Below are 20418 nucleotides of genomic sequence, written 5' to 3'. Positions count from 1 at the left end.
ATTAAGTATGTATTTGTCTAAAATGCTTTTTTTATTAGTGCTTTTTGCACTTACCATTTTTACCAGTATTTCTTATGTATGCTGTAAAGTCCATTTAAAGAGTAGGCTCTGTTAAAGTTTGTTGTTGATTTCCGTTCCAGGACACTCGCTTTCCGCACTTGCACAGGATGTGCTGGCTTCTGCGTTGCTCACAGGACGTGAGCGACCTTAGCAGAAGTTCCTTTAAGCCTCCTCGGCGCTTCCGCCTGTGGGGTCTCCCTTACCACGCTTCTCCCGAGAAAAAGCTCTTTCCTTTTTCCTTGCAGGAGTCTCGTATCCTTTCACTTCAATCAACTCTGCTAAAAATCAACACTGTACCTTAACATAACCAAAGAGTAAAAACAAGGCACGAACTAAGTCGCGCCTTTTTATCCTATTATTACTATATTATGCAGTAGCCTTGCTATTATCAACTAAGAAATCAATTGCTTTACGGATTTTTATATCTTCCTTAAGAAGATCTACATTTCCAAGCATGTTTTTGATATTTTCAGCTGTTGTTTGGTACATAGCTGCCATGTTTTCAAGTTCTTCATTTAACTCTTCTTCAGAGACTTGAATATCTTCAGCCTTTGCAATCGCTTCTAGCGTTAAGTTCATGCGTACACGACTCTCAGCATCTTCAGCCATTTGCTCACGTAATGCAGCTTCATCTGTTCCAGAGAATTGGAAGTAAAGCTCAAGGTTCATACCTTGTGATTGAAGACGTTGCTCAAACTCACGGATCATACGGTCTTGCTCAGCTTTAACCATAGCTTGTGGTAAATCAATTGTTGCATTAGCAGTTGCTTGATCTACAAGAGCATTTCTTACTGTGTTTTCAGCCTCTTGCTTTTTAGAAGTTTCTAAACGTTCTTTTGTTTTTGCTTTAAGAGCTTCTAAAGTTTCAACTTCTTCATCAACATCTTTAGCAAACTCATCGTCTAAAGCAGGAAGTTCTTTTGCTTTGATTTCATGAACTTTAACTTTAAACGTAGCAGGCTTACCAGCTAATTCTTCAGAGTGATACTCTTCTGGGAATGTAACTTCTACATCCTTTTCTCCGCCAGCTTCTAGACCAATTAATTGCTCTTCAAAGCCTGGGATAAACGATCCAGAACCAATTGCTAATGAGTAGTTTTCACCTTTTCCACCTTCAAAAGCAACACCGTCTACAAAGCCTTCGAAGTCAATAACAGCTGTATCACCATCTTCAACCGTTCCTTCTTCTTTAACAACAAGCTCTGCTTGACGCTCTTGTAATTGCTTAAGCTCTTGTTCTACATCTTCATCTGTAACGTTAGAATCAACAGCTTCTACTTCTAAGCCCTTGTAGTCACCAAGTTGAACTTCTGGCTTTACAGTAACCTTTGCAGTGAAGATAAGATTTTGACCCTTTTCGATTTGTTCGATATCAATTTCAGGACGATCTACTGGATCAATTCCAGCTTCTTTCACAGCATTTTCATAAGCATCTGGTAATAAAATGTCTAAAGCATCTTGATATAATGACTCCACACCAAAACGACTTTCAAACATACCACGAGGAATTTTCCCTTTACGGAAGCCAGGAACATTTACCTTTGTTACAACCTTTTTAAAAGCTGCGTCTAAACCTTTATTAACAGTCTCCGCATCAACCTCAACTGTTAAAACTCCTTCGTTACCTTCTAATTTTTCCCATTTAACTGACATTTATACTTTCCCTCCATCATCTATTTCTCTAAGCCACCTGAGGATATGTGAAACTTGTCCTAGTGTAGTAACTATGTGTTTTTCGTATACCTCTAATATGTAATGGCAAAGCAGTATCTGATTACAACCATTCCATTATACCATAGAATAACATGCTTTCAATAATGGAACCTTTATGACCGAAAAAACTTACTATTATTATATGGGTAAAAATGAAATTTCTTCTATTTGCTTTATCTGGCTGCTTGCTTTTTCAAGATCATCAGCCGTAATTTCATAAAGATCTGCTACTTCTTCAAGATCTATTTCTATCCCATGTAGCTCATAACCTACCTTATGAATTCCAGCGGCCCAAACCATCTCTTCCTCAGGCTGAGGTAAAAAGGGAAAGAGCACATACATATGTCGATACCACATTTCCTTTACCACTTCAAAGAGAGTAGGATTTTCGTTACCTAGTGTATCATCTAACACTCTTAATACAAGGGTTGTAAATGGATGTGACGTAATCTCTTGTAGGCTATTTGTCTGGAATGTCATGATTCTTCCAAATTTCTCTACTTCTAAGCTTCGACCAATTTCCTTTTCCATAAACATATGAAGGATCGCTGTCTTAATTAATGGATGTTTTGTTTCATCTAGGAGAACTTGATCCAATACTGGATAGGAAAAAGAAATCCCATAACTTTCACTTCGGAGTGCCTGAATAATATTCCACTGTTCACTAATAGTAAGTTCCTCTAATAAAAGCTCCACATTGACCTCTGGCTCAGCAGGTTCCACCTCATGATTGACAGTCATCTTACGACTAAAATCTAATAATCTATAAAAGTTTTCAACTGTTTGAGGAGGAATTTTTCCTTCCTGCAATACAGCCTCAATTGTGGATTCTACTTCCTTATACTTACCAAGCTGTACAAGAATGGTTAAATATATTTGTAGCACTTCATAATAATCTCCAATATCCTGTTTAAGCATCATCTGACACTTCTCATGCGCTTCCTCTAAATGACCAAGCTCAAATAAGCAGACAACCATCGCAAGCTGTACTTCCTCTAACTCATGGTCGATGTCTAAAGTTTGTTGAAGTAAAGAGAGTGCTTCTTGATATTGTTTTTTCTGTAAAGCTTCCATTCCTTTATCTAATAAACGCTGTTTTAAGTTCGGAAACGGTACAAGGTTACTATCTTTATCCCGCTTTGTCATATAGTCTCCTTCAATTTATGCTAAATAATCACCATTGCAGCCTTAGCCATCTTCAGTTTAACAACATCCATTGGGCAAAACAAGTGTTGGCTCAAGTTTAATATATGAAATGAGTTTTCTTATTTAGCATAGAAAGTTAGGTGATTTTTCTGTTAAAATAAAAATAAACCTTTTCATGTTTCGGAAAAGGTTTTTAATGACATTATGTAATGGCGTCCCAGGAGAGATTCGAACTCCCGACCGACGCCTTAGAAGGGCGTTGCTCTATCCAGCTGAGCTACTGGGACATAATGTTTAGTATAAAATTATTGGAGCGGGTGATGAGAATCGAACTCACGACATCAGCTTGGAAGGCTGAGGTTTTACCATTAAACTACACCCGCATTTGACGTTTTCGTCATCAGCGACATTTTTTATTATATATAGATTTAGAATAGAAGTCAACACTTTTTAATAAAAAAATTCAATGCAAGATTTTAACCTTGCATTGAATACGTCTGACTAAGTTCATTTATTTCTTTTTGGTCCTTTGAATAAAAGATTACATGAATCTCTTGATTGTTCATTTCAAGAATACAATACGAAGGATCTTTTCTTCCTCTAGGTAATCGAATGCTACCTGGATTAATAAATAGCCTGCTACCAATTAGTTCGCTTCCGGCAATATGTGAATGTCCAAAACAAACAATAGTAGCACCTAACTCTTCAGCTCGGTAGTTTAGGCTCATCAAGTTCATCTTTACATTAAATAATGACCATGTGTAGCAAATAATTTATACTCTTTAACCTCATGCTCAACTTCATTTGGGAGGTTTGAATCCACATCGCAGTTTCCTCTAACGACCGAAAAACCTTCAAGAGCATCGTGATTATACGGTAATTCTGAATCACCGCAATGAACCATTAATTGGACTTCACCTTCATGTTTCTTTTTTATTTCAGCAAGCTCTGATTCAAGCCCATGTGAGTCACTAATAATTAATATTTTCATATTATTCCCCTATAAAATATCTTCAGTACTTAGCTCTCTTTGTAACAAAGATAAAGCATTAGCTCTGTGACTTATTTTATTCTTTTCTTCTTTGGTCAGTTCAGCCATTGTCTTTTCCTTTTCTTGAATAAAGAAAATGGGATCATAACCAAAGCCGTTTTCTCCGACTGCCTTAGTTGTAATCGTACCTCCACAAACGCCTTCTACCACTATGGTCGGCTTATGAGGGATGGCAAGAGCAAGGGCACAATGAAAACGTGCAGTTCTTTGCTCCCAAGGAACACCTTGCAATTCATTTAGAACTTTCTCCATATTTCGTAAATCATTCTTTTCTTCCCCTGCATATCTAGCAGAATATACTCCTGGTTTTCCTTCTAAAAAATCAATAGCTAACCCTGAATCATCCGCAATTACTATTTCATTTAAATCCGAGCTAATACCTTCTGCTTTTAGAATGGCATTTTCTTTGAAGGTTGTACCTGTTTCTTCAATATCAGGTGAATGGGGGAGATCTAATAATGAGATGACCTCATACCCCATCTTACTAAAAAGATATTCAAATTCTTTAACCTTACCTTTATTTTTCGTTGCAATGACAATCCTCTTCACAATGAACTCCTTTTACGCATTCGAGATTTGGTTACTAATTTCTTCACCAAGCGCTTCCTTTTGATACTGAATTAATTCATTAATTCCTTTTTCAGCAAGTTCAAGTAATTCATTTAATTGTGTTCTTGAAAAAGTAGACTCCTCCCCCGTTCCTTGAAGCTCAACAAATTCACCGTTTCCAGTCATGACTACATTCATATCGACATTTGCCTTTGAGTCCTCAACATAATTTAAATCAAGGATGGGTCCGTGAGTTTCATCAATTCCTACTGAAGTCGCCGCTAAAAAATCTTTTATTGGATACGTAGTAATCGATTTTCTCTCAATCAGCTTTGAAAAGGCTAGTACCATTGCAACAAATGCACCTGTAATCGAGGCGGTTCTTGTCCCACCATCCGCTTGTATAACATCACAATCAATCCAAATTGTCCGCTCTCCTACTTTTTCTAAATCAACTACAGAGCGAAGAGCTCGTCCAATTAATCGTTGAATCTCCATCGTTCTGCCCGAAACCTTTCCCTTACTGGATTCTCTAATGTTTCTCTGTTCAGTTGCTCTTGGTAGCATGGAGTATTCAGCTGTGATCCAGCCCTTTCCTGAATTACGCATAAAAGGGGGAACCTTTTCATCAATACTAGCTGTACAAATGACCTTCGTGTCCCCCACTGAAATTAATACAGACCCTTCGGCATGTTTAATATAATCTTTTTCTATATGTATATTTCTTAATTGATGTTGCTCACGTCCGTCAAAACGCATTTCATCTTCCTCCTCGAGTGTGTAAGTCACAGTCTAGTATTACCATAAACCATATCAACAATGATTTGATTTCTCTAATAAAACCTGATTTCCTATGTTTCGGTTGTATCAGTTATCCTTTGGCTTTGTTTTCCCTACTACTTAAGTCAGGTACAAAAGCAACAAACATAAGAAAAGAGGCGACAACAACTTGCCGATCCTCTTTTCTAGTATATGTCATTTGTTGGGGAGAAGCCAATCCTAGTTAATTTTCAGGCTATGTTAAACCTTGGTGTTGATTTGCGTTACAGGACTCTCGCTTTCCGCACTTGCACAGGATGTGCTGGCTTCTGCGTTGCTCACAGGACGTGAGCGACCTTAGCAGAAGTTCCTTTAAGCCTCCTCGGCGTTACCGCCTGCGGGGTCTCCCTTACCACGCTTCTCCCGCAGTAGTCTCGCGTCCTTCCACTACAATCAACAGTGCCAAAAATCAACAATGCTATTTAACAATGTCCATTCTTAAAATTCACCTGTATTCACGGTTTGTGGTCTTGTTACTGGCTCCGTTAAATTTTCTCCAGAGTCGGTAACTAGTTCACTTTTACCATTTACTTGAATGGCAACACTTTCAATTCCCTCTTGTTCAGTTAAAGATAAAACTAAAGAGTTAAGGACATGACTTGAAATTTCAGTTTTATCTAAGTTTGAGAAGATCGCCTCGTTAAAGTTTAAAGTGAGAACTCCGTCACTATAAACTGGCTCTGACAGTAGTTTCGCCTCAGGGTTAAGTTCTGTAAGTAAGCCAGACATCAAGCTTGGGCCTTCTACTAACTCGTTAACCGTAGCTGCAATCTTATCTCCATTTATTTCACTCACACGTTTAGTGATTGGTACATAATAAACATTGTCGCCTTCCTGTGATAAGAAATACAAAGTCATTAGTTCGCTCTTCATCACATCGACAACCTCTGAGTTATCAATATTGATCCCGTCAACACGACTTAAGCCATCATTAATTGGAGTGTTATTGACTGGCATGACATCCTGCTCATGACCATTCACTTTGATTTTCACATTTTTAACAGAGTCAAATTGAGTGAGTGTCCAAGTAATGGATTGAAGTATTTTCGATTCATCCTCAGCCTTGTATTGTGTGAACTCTGGTGAGAAATCAACAACTAATGTGCCATCCTCTAATAGATTAGTTGACATTTGAGTGTCTGGAGGTAAGACAGCTCTAAAGCCATCTGGTAGCATATTGCTAACCGGACCACCATCAACTAAATATTCAAGCACCTGTTGAGCAGCACCTTCTGATTTTGGTAGCGCAAATGTTTGTGGCACAACAAGCCCATTGGCATCAATTAAGTATAGCTCACGTGTTACCGTTTCAGCCATAACCTCATCTTGTTCTCCAACTTCAGTACCCTCTGTAGCAGTTCCTTCATCTACAGTTGTAACCTCATCTTCATATGAAACAATTTGAGGTGGATCAATTTCCTCCATACTTTGCTCTCCCCCAAATAATCCACAACCAGAAAGCAATACAGTCGACGCAATAACAGTTGTAGCAAGCCTTGCTTTTGGTAATTTAGACATTATAATCCCTCCCAAGATGGTTTGTACTACCATGTATACGAGCCCACCTTGAAATTTAGACCGCTTGTCAGCATTTTTTTTGGACAAAGTTTAAAAAAGTTTTCTAATACGCTTATTTACAATAGATATAGCATAACTTACGGCTGATATTTATATGGCTCTTTTCGTAACGATTGTTGCTGAATAGTTATGTTATAAAATTAGTTGAATGGAACGGAGCCACTCGACTCTTGAAGATTAGAGAAAAAAGAAATCGCATAGAATTCAAAACAGCTTTGCCCAAACAAAAAAAACATGATACCTTTTGATATCACGTTAATTGAACTACTTTTATCATTTCAATATTTTGTTGAAAAAGCTTATTGGCTACCTTTTGAAACGCTTCCTTTGAACCAGTTGTTAAAAACAAATGGTCATGACAAGGTCCCTTATTCGTAGTTAATAGTTTTTTATAGTAAAGAATAGTACTTACTTCTCTGGCGGTTTCTGCACCTGAAGAAATAAGTTGAACCTGCTGACCCATCACTTCTTGAATAATGGGAGTGAGAAGTGGATAGTGTGTACAACCAAGGATTAAGGTATCAATACTTTCCCCTATCAATGGTGCCAGCTCTTCTTGTACGATCTTATATACCTCTTCTGTCTCGTAATCACCTGACTCTACAATAGGTACAAACCGAGGACAGGATAATACCTTCACTTCTAACTGACTACTAATAGAATGAAGAGCCGCTTCATACGCGCGACTTTTAATAGTTCCCACGGTTCCAATTACACCGATTTGCTTAGCTTTCGTTACTTTTACAGCTGAACGTGCACCAGGATAAATAACCCCAATAACAGGGATACTTAGGCTTTGTTGAATTTCCTCTAGGACGGCAGCAGTTGCAGTATTACAAGCTATTACTAGCATCTTAATATCAAATGCCTGCAGGTAATTTGTCATTTCCCAAGTAAATCTCTTAACTTCCTCTAGTGGTCTGGGGCCATATGGACATCTCGCTGTATCACCTAAATAAATGATTTGTTCCTTTGGTAGCTGTCTCATAATCTCCTTCGCCACCGTTAGACCACCAACACCTGAGTCAATGACAGCAATAGGTTTGTTCAAAAAATCGCCTCATTCTTTCATTTCATGATGTAACTTGCTTAAAAGCTTTTCAAGAACGGCCATCTCATCCTTCGAAAAAGATGATAACACTTCTGATAAATAGCCTTGGCGTTTAGCTATTACCTCTGCTATAATTCGACCACCTTCTTCTAATAAATGAATCCGAACTACTCGACGATCATTTATATCTTTAACCCGTACTACTAACTCGTTCTTTTCCATACGGTCAATTAAATCCGTCGTTGTACTACATGCTAAATACATTTTATTTGATAGCTCACCAATCGTCATATCTCCATTTTCATGGAGCCATTGAAGGGCCACGAATTGAGGAGGAGTGATTGTATATTGATTGAGTATTTCTCTACCCTTTTGTTTAATAATAGCAGATATATATCTTAACGATTTCTCGGTTTCACCTACAATCATGTCGATTTCAGTTTCTTGTCTTTGAACCATAACACTCTCCTCCTCGAAAATAGTCAATAATTTATAAAATCTTTTACTATTAGATTTATTTTCTACTTTTTTTGACAAAATTTCAAGAGAAAGCTTTATTATTACCTTAATTCTATATGATTACTTTGTTTTATGTAGGAAAACCGGCTTTCTTTTTGACGGAAAGCCGGACATTTTCAAAGCTCTAGTTCCCCCATACGAAGGAGCTCTACAACCGCTTGTGAACGCCCCTTAACTCCAAGCTTTTGCATAGCGTTGGAAATATGATTTCTAACCGTTTTTTCGCTTATAAACAACTCTCCGGCAATTTCCTTCGTTGTTTTATCCTGAACCAATAGTTCAAATACTTCTCTTTCTCTTTTGGTGAGCAATGGCTTTGGTTGAAAGTCTTTCTCCTTCAATTGATGTAACCCTCCTTGCTAGGTTCGAGCTGGATGTTGGGATGGTTATATTAGTCATCATATACTATGTAATGGGAGGGTTAGCTGTTACACAATCGAATAACTTACTTAGAAAAAGTTTAATAACTCATAACGGCCTTATTTTGCTGTTCTAAAAGCATTTGCTTCCATGTATCTGCCCAAGGCTCCGATTTTCCTGTTTGCTTAGAAATTTGCACAATGGCTCCCCGACCAGTAAAAGCAGGAGTTCCATTCTCCTTTTCTACTAAATAGTGAAGCTCTACCGAGGATCGACCAATTTTATGTATCTTAACATAAACGTTAAGCTTTTCATCAAAGTAGGTTTGTGCTAAATAATCACATTGGAGATCTGCTACTACGGGGATGTAATCACTTTCCTCCGTTAACCAAAATTGCATTAGTCCTAATTCTTTAAAGAATTCTAGTCGTGCTTCTTCAAAATATGTGAAAACTGTCGTATTGTTCACATGACCAAACATATCTGTCTCTGTAAATCTCACTTTTATTGGCCAGGATAAGGTAAACTCACTTTTCCAGCTTTGAAAATCTTCAATATAAGAAATGTTCTTCATTAAACTTAAATCCTCCTAATAAAAACACCTCTTCACAATCGTTCATGAAGAGGTGTTTGAGCTTAAAAAACTACGCTATTTTCGCTTACTTTGTGCTTTTTAAACTTAGATCCATATAAAAATTTAGTCCGTTGATTTCCGTTACAGGCGCTTGCTTTCCGCGGGGAGGGATGTGAGCCTCCTCAATCGAAAAGTGGAAGTACCCCGGTAGCTCCGACAAGCAAATGTTCCTTCTAGAAAAAAGGGTAATATTCCCTTTATTCTAGAAGGGTTATTTGACCTAGAGGAGCTGGGCACTGCAACTAGACAAACTTCGCCTGTGGGGTCTCACACTTCCCTCTATCTCCCGCAGGAGTCAAGCACCTTCCACTCCAACCAACTCTAGGTTTTCATAATGATATTAAAAAGCAACAATCTCTTCGAAAACAGCAACAAACTTTTGTTTAAACTTCGTCACTACCGAAGAAGTTTCTAAACATTTGAACCGTAGTATCACGGTTTAGAGCTGCGATCGATGTTGTTAAAGGAATACCCTTTGGACATGATTGAACACAGTTTTGTGAGTTACCGCAGTTAGCAAGTCCTCCGTCACCCATAATCGCTTCTAAACGCTCTGACTTATTCATTGCACCTGTTGGATGTGCATTGAATAAACGTACTTGTGATAGTGGAGCAGGTCCAATAAAGTCAGAGTTACTGTTTACATTAGGACATGCCTCTAAACAAACACCACAAGTCATACATTTAGAAAGCTCGTAAGCCCATTGACGCTTCTTCTCAGGCATACGTGGTCCAGGTCCTAAGTCATAAGTTCCATCAATCGGAATCCATGCTTTAACCTTTTTAAGAGAATCGAACATACGGCTACGGTCAACTTGAAGGTCACGTACAACTGGGAATGTCTTCATTGGCTCAAGACGGATTGGCTGTTCTAATTGATCAACTAGTGCCGTACAGGATTGTCTTGGCTTCCCGTTAATCACCATCGAACATGCTCCACAAACCTCTTCTAAGCAGTTCATATCCCAAGTTACTGGTGCTGCTTCATTCCCATGTACATCAACAGGATTTCTACGAATCTCCATAAGAGCTGAAATAACATTCATATTTGGGCGATAGTCTAATTCAAACTCTTGTGTATAAGGGGTAGATTCAGGGCTATCCTGACGGCTAACAATAAAACGGACTTTTTTAGTTTCGGTCATTTTATTTTTCCCCCTCTTTTTTCTTTGAATAGTCACGCTTACGTGGTGTTATTAATGAAGTGTCCACTTCTTCGTAGTGGAATTGTGGTGCACTTTCATCAAATTTAGCCATTGTAGTCTTTAAGAACTCTTCATCGTTTCTCTCAGGGAAGTCAGGCTTATAATGAGCTCCACGGCTCTCGTTACGGTTAAGCGCACCAATTGTGATTACACGTGCTAACTGTAACATATTTTCTAATTGACGAGTAAATGAAGCACCTTGGTTACTCCACTTTGCAGTGTCATTAATATTGATATTCTGGTAACGCTCTAATAGCTCTTGAATTTTCTCATCTGTCTTCTGAAGCTTCGAGTTTGTACGAACAACTGTAACATTATCAGTCATCCACTCACCAAGCTCTTTATGAAGGACATAAGCATTCTCTTTACCGTCCATCGACATGATGTTCTGGATTCTCTCTTCTTCTTGCTTCACATAACGATCAAATACAGATGAACTAATATCATCAGCTGATTTAGTAAGACCATTCATGTATTCAACTGCTTTAGGCCCAGCTACCATACCACCATAAATCGCAGATAGAAGTGAGTTTGCACCTAGACGATTTGCACCGTGCATAGAGTAATCACACTCTCCTGCAGCAAATAAACCAGGAATGTTCGTCATTTGATCGTAATCAACCCATAATCCACCCATTGAATAGTGAACAGCAGGGAAGATTTTCATTGGTACTTTACGAGGGTCATCACCCATGAACTTTTCATAGATTTCAATAATTCCACCAAGCTTAATATCAAGCTCTTTTGGATCCTTATGAGAAAGGTCAAGGTATACCATGTTTTCTCCGTTAATACCCAACTTTTGCTCTACGCAAACATCAAAGATTTCACGTGTTGCAATATCACGTGGTACAAGATTACCATAAGCAGGATATTTTTCTTCAAGGAAATACCAAGGCTTACCATCTTTATATGTCCACACTCGTCCACCTTCACCACGAGCAGATTCACTCATTAAACGAAGCTTATCGTCTCCAGGAATAGCAGTTGGGTGAATTTGAATGAATTCTCCATTTGCATAATAGGCACCTTGTCTATAGACAATCGCTGCCGCTGAACCTGTGTTAATAACTGAGTTAGTAGATTTACCAAAGATAATACCAGGACCACCACTTGCCATAATAACGGCATCAGCAGGGAATGATTTCACTTCCATTGAAGTTAGGTTTTGAGCAACTACTCCGCGACAAACTCCTTCATCATCAAGAACAGATCCTAAAAACTCCCATCCTTCATACTTCTGAACTAATCCAGCTACCTCAAAACGACGTACTTGTTCATCCAATGCGTAAAGTAACTGTTGACCAGTTGTCGCACCAGCAAATGCTGTACGGTGATGTTGAGTTCCACCAAAACGACGGAAATCAAGTAAACCTTCTGGAGTACGGTTAAACATAACACCCATACGATCCATTAAATGAATAATACCTGGTGCTGCATCTGCCATTGCCTTTGCAGGAGGTTGATTTGCTAAGAAATCTCCACCGTACACAGTGTCATCAAAGTGTTCCCAAGGTGAATCTCCTTCACCCTTCGTATTAACAGCTCCGTTAATACCACCTTGTGCACAAACTGAGTGAGATCGTTTTACAGGTACTAGTGAAAATAAATCTACTGATACGCCAGCCTCTGCTGCTTTAATAGTGGCCATTAGACCTGCAAGTCCTCCACCAACCACTATGATTTTCCCTTTACTCATTTTGACTCACTTCCTTTATGGAATCTTTTTAGCATCATTGTTTTAATCCAAAAAGATATTTTTGTAAAATTATGATTCTACTAGCTATAAACTTACAATCCTATTAAAGCTTCGGTTTATACAAAAGCAAAGATTGCTCTTAATCCAACAACAGTAAGGATCACGAAAAGTCCAATTGTTGCATACGTTGAAATTAACTGTGAACGTGGTGTAACTGTGATTCCCCAGCTAACAAAGAATGACCATAAACCATTAGCAAAGTGGAAAATCGTAGATACTACACCCACAATGTAAAATACAAGCATAAATGGATTATCTAAGATTGCTTCCATCATTTGATAGTTAACCTCTGCTCCAAGTGCAGCAGCAATTCTCGTCTCCCAAACATGCCATACGACAAAGATTAAGGTAATAACCCCTGTAACACGTTGTGCTAAGAACATCTTGTTTCTAAAGTAACTATAATTACTCACATTGTTTTTAGCAGTAAAAGCGATATAAAGTCCATATACTGCATGATAAATTAAAGGTAGAAAAATAACGAATGCTTCTAGTACATAACGGAACGGTAATTGTTCCATAAAATGTGCAGCATTATTAAATGCCTCTGCACCTTTTGTTGCAAAATGATTGACTACTAAGTGCTGAATTAAGAAAACACCTACAGGAATTACCCCTAGTAGTGAATGCAATCTGCGATTAAAAAACTCACGATTTCCAGCCATGTTTTACCCCCCTTGAAAAGTTACATCTACGTATAAACACGATCAACAAATTTAAAAATGAAACCCTTTGCAAATTATTTCACTAGAATGAAAGAATTCACCATGTTTATTTTACTCTTAGCCTATAATTGAGTCAAGAATACGGCTACAATTTACATCTTTTCTGTTTTTAAATTTCTGTCGCTTCCGTATAATCTTAGCATTTATAATTATTAACGGATAGTTGAAATTGTTGAGTATTGCTCCAATTTATGTAATATAATAAGTCTTGTGGAGCTTTTAACAATCAACATACTATACATATACAAAGAAAGAGAGAGGATAGGATGAAATCATCATCAGTAAAAGAACATCTTTCTCAATTCGAGCATTTAAATACCTCCGGCTTAGCCTATGAGATTATTCGCGATATTTTGATTCCCGATTTATTAGGACCTGAGATGCCGTCCATTCTCTACTGGTCTGGAAAAAATATAGCAAGAAAATATCCTTTAACGAGTATTGAAGAAATCATTCAATTTTTCACAGATGCAGGCTGGGGTAGCTTAACAATCCTAGAAGAGAAAACATCTGAGATTCAATTCGAGCTAACTGGTGAGTTCATTACAGCCAGAAATCAAACAAGAAAAGTCACAAGCTATCAGCTTGAAGCTGGATTTATAGCCCAACAAATTGAACATATCCAACAACTCGTAACAGAAGCCTTTGAGGAACAAAAAAAACGAAACAATAAGGTTTTGTTTACCGTTAGATGGGATAAAAAGGACCCACTTTAATTCAGCTTTTTTTGCCCTACAAGGTTTCCTTGCTTTTGTAGGGTATTCATTCTAACTTTTATAGCGAAAACTAACATTCATAGTTGCCATTCCATGTAATTACATTTAAAAAATTTATCCATGATCTGTATACGTAAATATGAATAATTTTGTCATTTGTTTAATTTTCCCAATAATTTCATATCCACTAAAAAGGACCTGCATTTTAGCAGGCCCAAAAAATTCATTAAACAGTTTGCTCTGCCGTTTCCCCTAATTTGAATGCTGCGTGCAGTACTTCAACAGCCTTTAGCATATGAACATCCTCTACTACAGTCGATACTTTAATTTCAGATGTGCTTACCATCTTGACTTGGATTTCATTTTGAGCCAACACCTCAAACATTTCAGCTGCTACACCTGGATTGGAGATCATACCTGACCCTACAATCGATACCTTCGCTAATCCACTTTCATGGTCTACTGATTCAAAACCAAGCTTTTCCTTATTCGCAGCAAGTACAGATAACGTATCATCAAGATCTGCTGACTGAATCGAGAATGAAATGTTCGTCTGATCCGCGCTTGTCATGCTTTGAATAATAATATCAACATTTATCCCATTTTTTGCTAGTGTCGAAAAAATAGTCGATAAAGAGTGAAGACCGTTTGTTACACCATTTACTGTGACTCTTGTGACTTCCTTATCAAATGCGATTCCTCTTACAACTAGATTATTTTCCATCGATACTTCCTCCTCAACTCTTGTCCCGTTTTCAATCTCCATACTAGAACGAACCTCAAGTGGGATCGCATAGTTTTTGGCAAACTCAACCGCTCTTGGATGTAAGACTCCTGCTCCTAAATTAGCAAGCTCCAGCATTTCATCATAGGAAACGGACTGCAGCTTTCTCGCACTCTTAACGTAACGAGGATCAGTTGTAAATACACCTGTTACATCTGTATAAATATCACATTTATCTGCTTTTAATGCGGCTGCAATTGCCACAGCAGTTGTATCAGAGCCACCTCTACCTAAAGTGGTGATTTCTGCTTCAAGGGCAATTCCTTGGAATCCAGCTACTACAATCACATTCCCATCACTTAATAGCCCAAGCATTCTAGTTGGATCAATATCACCAATTCTTGCATTACCATGAATAGCTTCGGTCTTTATGCCTGCCTGCCAGCCAGTTAATGAAACGGCTTTCTGACCTTTAGCTTGTAAAGCCATTGCAAGTAGCGAAATGGATATTTGCTCTCCTGTTGTAAGCAGCATGTCCATTTCACGCTTACTTGGATTTTTTGAGAGTTGAGTAGCTAAACTAACTAACTCATCTGTTGTTTTTCCCATTGCCGAAACAACCACAACTACTTGGTTTCCTTTTGAAACCTCTTGAATTACTCGATTTGCAACATTTTGAATTCTTTCCACTGTGCCAACTGATGTTCCACCAAACTTTTGTACTATGATTCCCACACGTCTCATCCTTTTTTCTTTTATGTCTTAGAAAATATAAAAAAAGCAATGAGAGTATCTCATTGCTTGAACGGACTTCTTTAATCGTTCGCGCGAGTGAGATAGCTCTCCAAACAGATCACTGTTTGACAATCTAGTATCTATTAAATACAAGACCAGCAAAGAATTCATGAGTAATCCCTTACTTCGGCGACGCTACCCTTTCCGTAATTATCATTAGAGCTCATACTCTTCTAATTACGTACTATTGAAGTTCGCACCTCTACCTTCACTTCATCAATCTGAAGTGTATATGAAATTAACACCTATTTTACCAGAACGCCTACTTGAACACAACGAAAAGTTCATCCATTATTCTTCATTCATCTTATCTACAATTAATTGTGCAGTCGGTTTTGGAATTCCGATTTCTATAAGCTCGTCAATGGAAGCTTCTCTCAGCTTCTTCACAGAGCCAAAATGCTTTAATAATGCTTTCTTCCGTTTTTCCCCAACTCCTGGTATATCATCAAGGGTAGATTGAAAAACATTTTTACCTCTTAGTTGTCGGTGGAACGTAATGGCAAAACGATGAACTTCATCCTGAATCCTTTGTAATAGATAGAACTCCTGGCTATTTCGTTCTAAATGTATAAATTCAATAGGGTCACCCACGATTAACTCTGAGGTTCTATGCTTATCATCCTTTACTAATCCAGCAATCGGAATTTCTAGGCCCAGCTCATTTTCTAATACATCTCTTGCTGACGCTAAATGACCCTTTCCTCCATCTATAATAATTAAATCAGGTAAAGGAAGTTCCTCCTTTAATATTCTAGAGTATCTTCTTCTGACAACCTCTCTCATAGAAGCATAATCATCTGGTCCTTCAACACTCTTAATTTTATACTTACGGTATTCTCTTTTATCTGGTTTACCATCAATAAAGGTAACCATTGCTGAAACTGGATCTGTACCTTGTATATTTGAATTATCAAATGCTTCTATTCGGAATGGAGTAGAAATGCCTAATTTGTCTCCAAGGTTTTCTACGGCCTTTATCGTTCTCTCTTCATCCCGTTCAATTAATGAAAACTTTTCTTCTAGAGCAATTCGTGCATTTTTACTTGCTAGATCCACAAGCTCTTTCTTTTTACCTTTTTTCGGTTGATGTACAGTCACCTCTAATAATTGCTCCACTAATTCCTTCTCCACATTGTCTGGTAAAAGAACTTCCTTCGGCTTAAAATGATGAGTCTCCGCATAAAACTGGCCGAGAAAGGTTGTAAACTCCTCAACTGGATCAGCATAAACAGGAAACAGTGAAACATCCCTCTCTATTAGCTTACCTTGTCTTATGAAGAATACCTGAACACACATCCAGCCTTTATTATAGGAAAATCCAAAAACATCTCGGTCTACAAAATCAGTCATCGTCATCTTCTGTTTTTCCATCGTAGCTTCAATATGACTGATTTGGTCACGATACTCTTTAGCTCTTTCGAAATCCATGTTCTCAGAAGCTGATAGCATCTTATCCGTTAAATCATTTTTAATTTCCTTATAACCACCATTTAAAAAGCGAACAATCTCTTCGACCATCTCTTTATTTTGTTCATCTGTAACGGTCTGAACACAAGGTGCTAAGCATTGACCAATGTGATAATATAGGCAAACCTTGTTCGGCAATGTGGCACACTTTCTTAGAGGATAGATTCGATCAAGTAGTTTTTTAGTTTCGTTGGCAGAATATACGTTAGGATATGGACCAAAGTATTTACCTTTATCCTTTTTTACCTGTCTTGTAATAATCAGTCTCGGGTGCTTCTCATTCGTAAGCTTTATAAAAGGGTAACTTTTGTCATCCTTTAGATTAATGTTATATTTGGGGTTATGTTTTTTAATAAGGTTAATTTCTAATAATAATGCCTCAATATCTGAGGAGGTAACAATATACTCAAAGTCTTCTATTTCATTTACTAAACGTAAAGTTTTCCCATCATGAGAGCCGGTAAAATAAGATCGCACTCGATTTTTCAACACTTTTGCTTTACCAACGTAAATAACAGTACCTTGTCGATCCTTCATTATATAGCAACCAGGTTGTCCAGGTAGAATGGCTAATTTTTCTTTCAACAATGTATTCATCAAGTACGACCTCCTTTCATTTCTTTTTGTATTGTATCATGATTTGTCACGTTTAACTGCTATTAGAAAAACTTGGCTTCGCTAGGCCTGAAAAGTAGCCGTTAATCGATTAACATAGTTCGACAACAAATTTCCCAAGAAATATTTAAACGTCAATAATATGTTAAAAAATAGGGTCTGTTAAAGTTTGTTGTTGATTTCCGTTCCAGGACACTCGCTTTCCGCACTTGCACAGGATGTGCTGGCTTCTGCGTTGCTCACAGGACGTGAGCGACCCTAGCAGAAGTTCCATTAAGCCTCCTCGGCGTTACCGCCTGCGGGGTCTCCTTCACCACGCTTCTCCCACAGGAGTCTCGCATCCTTCCACTTCAATCGACTCTGCTAAAAATCAACACTGTACTTTAACACAGCTAAAAAATAAAAAGGCACCCCAAGGAGTGCCTTTTTAACGTATTATTTATACGTGCTTTTCTAGTACTTCAGCTAGTGCGTCTTTTGGTTGGAATCCAATTACCTTATCAACTACTTCACCATTTTTGATTACTAGTAGAGTAGGGATACTCATAACACCGAATTGGCTAGCCGTATCAGGGTTTTCATCGATATCAAGCTTTACGATTTTAACCTTTTCACCCATTTCTCCATCTAGCTCTTCAAGTACAGGTGCAATCATTTTACAAGGTCCACACCAAGGTGCCCAGAAATCAGCTAATACAAGACCTTCGCTTGTTTCAGCTGTAAAGTTTTGATCAGTTACATTTGAAATCGCCATTATTATTCCTCCTAAAATAAACTACTTCAATAATTTTAACCCTTACTAAAGCAGAGTTTCTAATTATAACCAAAGTATACCATCACAGTATAAGGCTGGCTAACATTTTGCTCACATATATATTAACCATCCGTATTAATTTTAAACCTTTTTAAAAGCTTGAAAGAGCCACTAATGAGCGGCTCTTTCTTAATTTTAAGAATGAACTTTTAATTTTTTAAATTCTTCCGTTAATAAAGGTAACACTTCGAATAAGTCTCCAACAATACCGTAATCAGCTACTTTAAAGATATTTGCTTCTGGATCCTTGTTAATAGCTACAATTACTTTAGAGTTTGACATACCAGCTAAATGCTGAATAGCTCCTGAAATCCCGCATGCAATATATAGATCTGGAGTAACTACCTTACCCGTTTGACCAATTTGTAAGGAGTAATCACAATACTCTGCATCACACGCACCACGAGATGCACCTACTGCACCGCCTAAAACATCAGCTAACTCCTTCAATGGATTGAAACCTTCCTCACTCTTCACTCCACGTCCACCAGCAATAACAACCTTTGCTTCAGATAAGTCAACGCCTTCAGATGCTTTACGTACGACTTCTTTTACAATGGTACGAAGATCTTTAATATCGACTGATAAAGATGTAACTTCACCTGTGCGAGAAGTATCTTCTTCTAATGGTGCAATGTTATTAGGTCTGATTGTAGCAAATATTAATCCGTCTGTTACAACTTTCTTTTCAAATGCTTTTCCTGAATAGATTGGACGAGTGAAAACAATGTTTCCACCAGCTACTTCAACATCAGTAGCATCTGAAACTAAACCAGATTGAAGCTTAGCAGCAATTTTAGGTGATAGGTCTTTTCCTAATGCTGTGTGACCAAATACGATCCCTTCAGGCTGTTCTGCCTCAACTGCAGCTAGCACAGCTTGTGAATAACCGTCTGGAGTATAGCTAGTTAGCTTTTCATCCTCGACTGTCAATACACGATTTGCACCAAAATGAAGAAGCTTGTCACCTAATGATTGAACGCCGTCACCTACTAATAGCGCAATAACTTCTCCACCCTCAGCAATTTTTGTTGCAGCACTTATTGCTTCAAAAGATACATTTCTTAATCCACCATCGCGGACTTCACCTAATACAAGAACTTTTCTAGCCATTTATATTACCTCCTTGAACAATTATAAGTAAGTATTTTCGTTGTCTATTAAACTACTTTTGCTTCAGTATGAAGTAGAGCTACTAGTTCTTTTACTTGGTCTTCTAATTCCCCTTCAAGAACTTTACCAGCTTCTTTCTTTGGTGGTAAGAAGATTTCAATTGTCTTTGTTTTCGCTTCTACATCATCTTCGTCTAGATCTAAATCATCTAACTCTAATTCTTCAAGTGGCTTCTTTTTAGCCTTCATAATCCCTGGTAATGATGGGTATCTCGGTTCATTTAATCCTTGCTGTGCCGTTACTAAAACAGGTAAAGATGTTTCGATTACTTCCGAGTCACCTTCTACGTCACGCTCAATACGAACTGATGTACCATTTACTTCAAGCTTTGTGATTGTCGTTACGTAAGGAATGTTTAATAGCTCTGCTAAACGTGGTCCAACCTGACCTGAACCGCCATCAATTGCTACATTTCCTCCAAGAATAATATCTACTTCTTTATCTTCAAAGAATTTTGCAAGAACTGTTGCCGTTGTATATTGGTCTCCATTCTCTACATCATCTTCGATATTAATTAATACTGCTTTATCAGCACCCATTGCTAAAGCTGTACGAAGCTCTTTCTCTGATTCCTCGCCACCAACAGTTACAACAGTTACTTCACCTTCATTTGCATCACGAAGCTGAATAGCCTCTTCTATTGCATACTCATCGTAAGGGTTGATTATAAACTCTGCTCCATCTTCGGCAATTTTTCCGTTTGATAAAGCGATTTTTTCTTCAGTATCAAAAGTTCTTTTCATGATTACAAAAATATTCATTGATATACCTCCTCGGAATTTTGCAAGATTTTAGGGATCATTTCTTTAGGCTTTGTTAACTCTGTTGCTGATTTCCGTTCCAGGACACTCGCTTTCCGCGGGCGGGTTCGGAAGCCTCCTCGGCGTTTCTCGCCTGTGGGGTCTCCCTTACCACGCTTTTCCCGCAGGAGTCTCGCGTCCT

General features: G+C 38.0%; 18 protein-coding genes, 2 tRNA genes, 1 pseudogene and 1 riboswitch. Of the genes and pseudogenes, 1 reads left to right on the top strand and 20 read right to left on the bottom strand.

The window, feature by feature from the left end; genetic code table 11:
- Positions 1-426: 426 nt before the first annotated feature.
- The 15 genes and pseudogenes from tig to M1D60_RS04925 form a co-directional block, all read right to left on the bottom strand.
- Positions 427-1713, bottom strand: a complete 1287-nt coding sequence (gene tig, locus M1D60_RS04995) for a trigger factor (protein WP_456278083.1) — start codon at positions 1711-1713, stop codon at positions 427-429.
- Between the two features lie 198 nt (positions 1714-1911).
- On the bottom strand, positions 1912-2919 hold the full coding sequence (locus tag M1D60_RS04990; protein WP_456278082.1) for a tetratricopeptide repeat protein: 1008 nt from the start codon (positions 2917-2919) through the stop codon (positions 1912-1914).
- A 210-nt stretch (positions 2920-3129) separates the two neighbouring features.
- Positions 3130-3206: transfer RNA gene (locus tag M1D60_RS04985), tRNA-Arg, on the bottom strand.
- Between the two features lie 22 nt (positions 3207-3228).
- Positions 3229-3302: transfer RNA gene (locus M1D60_RS04980), tRNA-Gly, on the bottom strand.
- Positions 3303-3395: 93 nt separating this feature from the next.
- Positions 3396-3910: pseudogene (locus tag M1D60_RS04975) on the bottom strand (metallophosphoesterase family protein).
- 9 nt (positions 3911-3919) lie between these two features.
- A complete protein-coding gene (locus M1D60_RS04970) occupies positions 3920-4519 on the bottom strand; it encodes an XTP/dITP diphosphatase (protein WP_456278081.1) in 600 nt (199 codons plus the stop codon).
- Between the two features lie 12 nt (positions 4520-4531).
- The gene (gene rph, locus M1D60_RS04965) at positions 4532-5278 is read right to left on the bottom strand and encodes a ribonuclease PH (protein ID WP_456278080.1); all 747 of its coding nucleotides are present in this window, start codon (positions 5276-5278) and stop codon (positions 4532-4534) included.
- A gap of 498 nt (positions 5279-5776) precedes the next feature.
- Positions 5777-6856 (bottom strand): GerMN domain-containing protein, encoded by a 1080-nt coding sequence (locus M1D60_RS04960; protein WP_456278079.1) that lies wholly within the window; start codon positions 6854-6856, stop codon positions 5777-5779.
- Between the two features lie 310 nt (positions 6857-7166).
- Positions 7167-7967: a glutamate racemase gene (gene racE / locus M1D60_RS04955; RefSeq protein ID WP_456278078.1), complete on the bottom strand. Its 801-nt coding sequence runs from the start codon at positions 7965-7967 to the stop codon at positions 7167-7169.
- A 9-nt stretch (positions 7968-7976) separates the two neighbouring features.
- The gene (locus M1D60_RS04950; RefSeq protein ID WP_456279351.1) at positions 7977-8396 is read right to left on the bottom strand and encodes a MarR family winged helix-turn-helix transcriptional regulator; all 420 of its coding nucleotides are present in this window, start codon (positions 8394-8396) and stop codon (positions 7977-7979) included.
- A gap of 206 nt (positions 8397-8602) precedes the next feature.
- Positions 8603-8827: a spore germination transcription factor GerE gene (gerE, locus tag M1D60_RS04945; RefSeq protein ID WP_149218241.1), complete on the bottom strand. Its 225-nt coding sequence runs from the start codon at positions 8825-8827 to the stop codon at positions 8603-8605.
- A gap of 119 nt (positions 8828-8946) precedes the next feature.
- Positions 8947-9420, bottom strand: a complete 474-nt coding sequence (locus M1D60_RS04940) for an acyl-CoA thioesterase (RefSeq protein ID WP_456278077.1) — start codon at positions 9418-9420, stop codon at positions 8947-8949.
- 443 nt (positions 9421-9863) lie between these two features.
- Positions 9864-10625, bottom strand: a complete 762-nt coding sequence (sdhB, locus tag M1D60_RS04935; protein WP_456278076.1) for a succinate dehydrogenase iron-sulfur subunit — start codon at positions 10623-10625, stop codon at positions 9864-9866.
- Between the two features lies 1 nt (position 10626).
- A complete protein-coding gene (gene sdhA / locus M1D60_RS04930; protein WP_456278075.1) occupies positions 10627-12384 on the bottom strand; it encodes a succinate dehydrogenase flavoprotein subunit in 1758 nt (585 codons plus the stop codon).
- A gap of 116 nt (positions 12385-12500) precedes the next feature.
- Positions 12501-13109, bottom strand: a complete 609-nt coding sequence (locus M1D60_RS04925) for a succinate dehydrogenase cytochrome b558 subunit (protein ID WP_456278074.1) — start codon at positions 13107-13109, stop codon at positions 12501-12503.
- A 326-nt stretch (positions 13110-13435) separates the two neighbouring features.
- Here M1D60_RS04925 and M1D60_RS04920 point away from each other — a divergent pair, with 326 nt between their 5' ends.
- Positions 13436-13885, top strand: coding sequence for a YslB family protein (locus M1D60_RS04920; RefSeq protein ID WP_456278073.1), 450 nt, complete (start codon positions 13436-13438; stop codon positions 13883-13885).
- A gap of 226 nt (positions 13886-14111) precedes the next feature.
- On the opposite strand, the gene M1D60_RS04915 is transcribed toward M1D60_RS04920, so the two are convergent.
- From M1D60_RS04915 to M1D60_RS04895, 5 genes are all read right to left on the bottom strand, one after another.
- Entirely contained in the window at positions 14112-15344 is a 1233-nt protein-coding gene (locus M1D60_RS04915) for an aspartate kinase (protein WP_456278072.1), read from the bottom strand.
- Between the two features lie 94 nt (positions 15345-15438).
- Positions 15439-15617: riboswitch (Lysine riboswitch) on the bottom strand.
- Between the two features lie 78 nt (positions 15618-15695).
- Positions 15696-17471: an excinuclease ABC subunit UvrC gene (gene uvrC, locus M1D60_RS04910; RefSeq protein WP_456278071.1), complete on the bottom strand. Its 1776-nt coding sequence runs from the start codon at positions 17469-17471 to the stop codon at positions 15696-15698.
- 457 nt (positions 17472-17928) lie between these two features.
- The gene (trxA, locus tag M1D60_RS04905) at positions 17929-18243 is read right to left on the bottom strand and encodes a thioredoxin (protein ID WP_456278070.1); all 315 of its coding nucleotides are present in this window, start codon (positions 18241-18243) and stop codon (positions 17929-17931) included.
- A 195-nt stretch (positions 18244-18438) separates the two neighbouring features.
- Positions 18439-19416, bottom strand: coding sequence for an electron transfer flavoprotein subunit alpha/FixB family protein (locus tag M1D60_RS04900; RefSeq protein WP_456278069.1), 978 nt, complete (start codon positions 19414-19416; stop codon positions 18439-18441).
- A gap of 47 nt (positions 19417-19463) precedes the next feature.
- The gene (locus tag M1D60_RS04895; protein WP_456278068.1) at positions 19464-20237 is read right to left on the bottom strand and encodes an electron transfer flavoprotein subunit beta/FixA family protein; all 774 of its coding nucleotides are present in this window, start codon (positions 20235-20237) and stop codon (positions 19464-19466) included.
- Between the last annotated feature and the right edge of the window lie 181 nt (positions 20238-20418).

This window comes from Bacillus sp. AK128, from assembly GCF_053903075.1.
The sequence above is the reverse complement of the archived record's forward strand: the minus strand, read 5'-3'. Positions and strand labels throughout refer to the sequence as shown.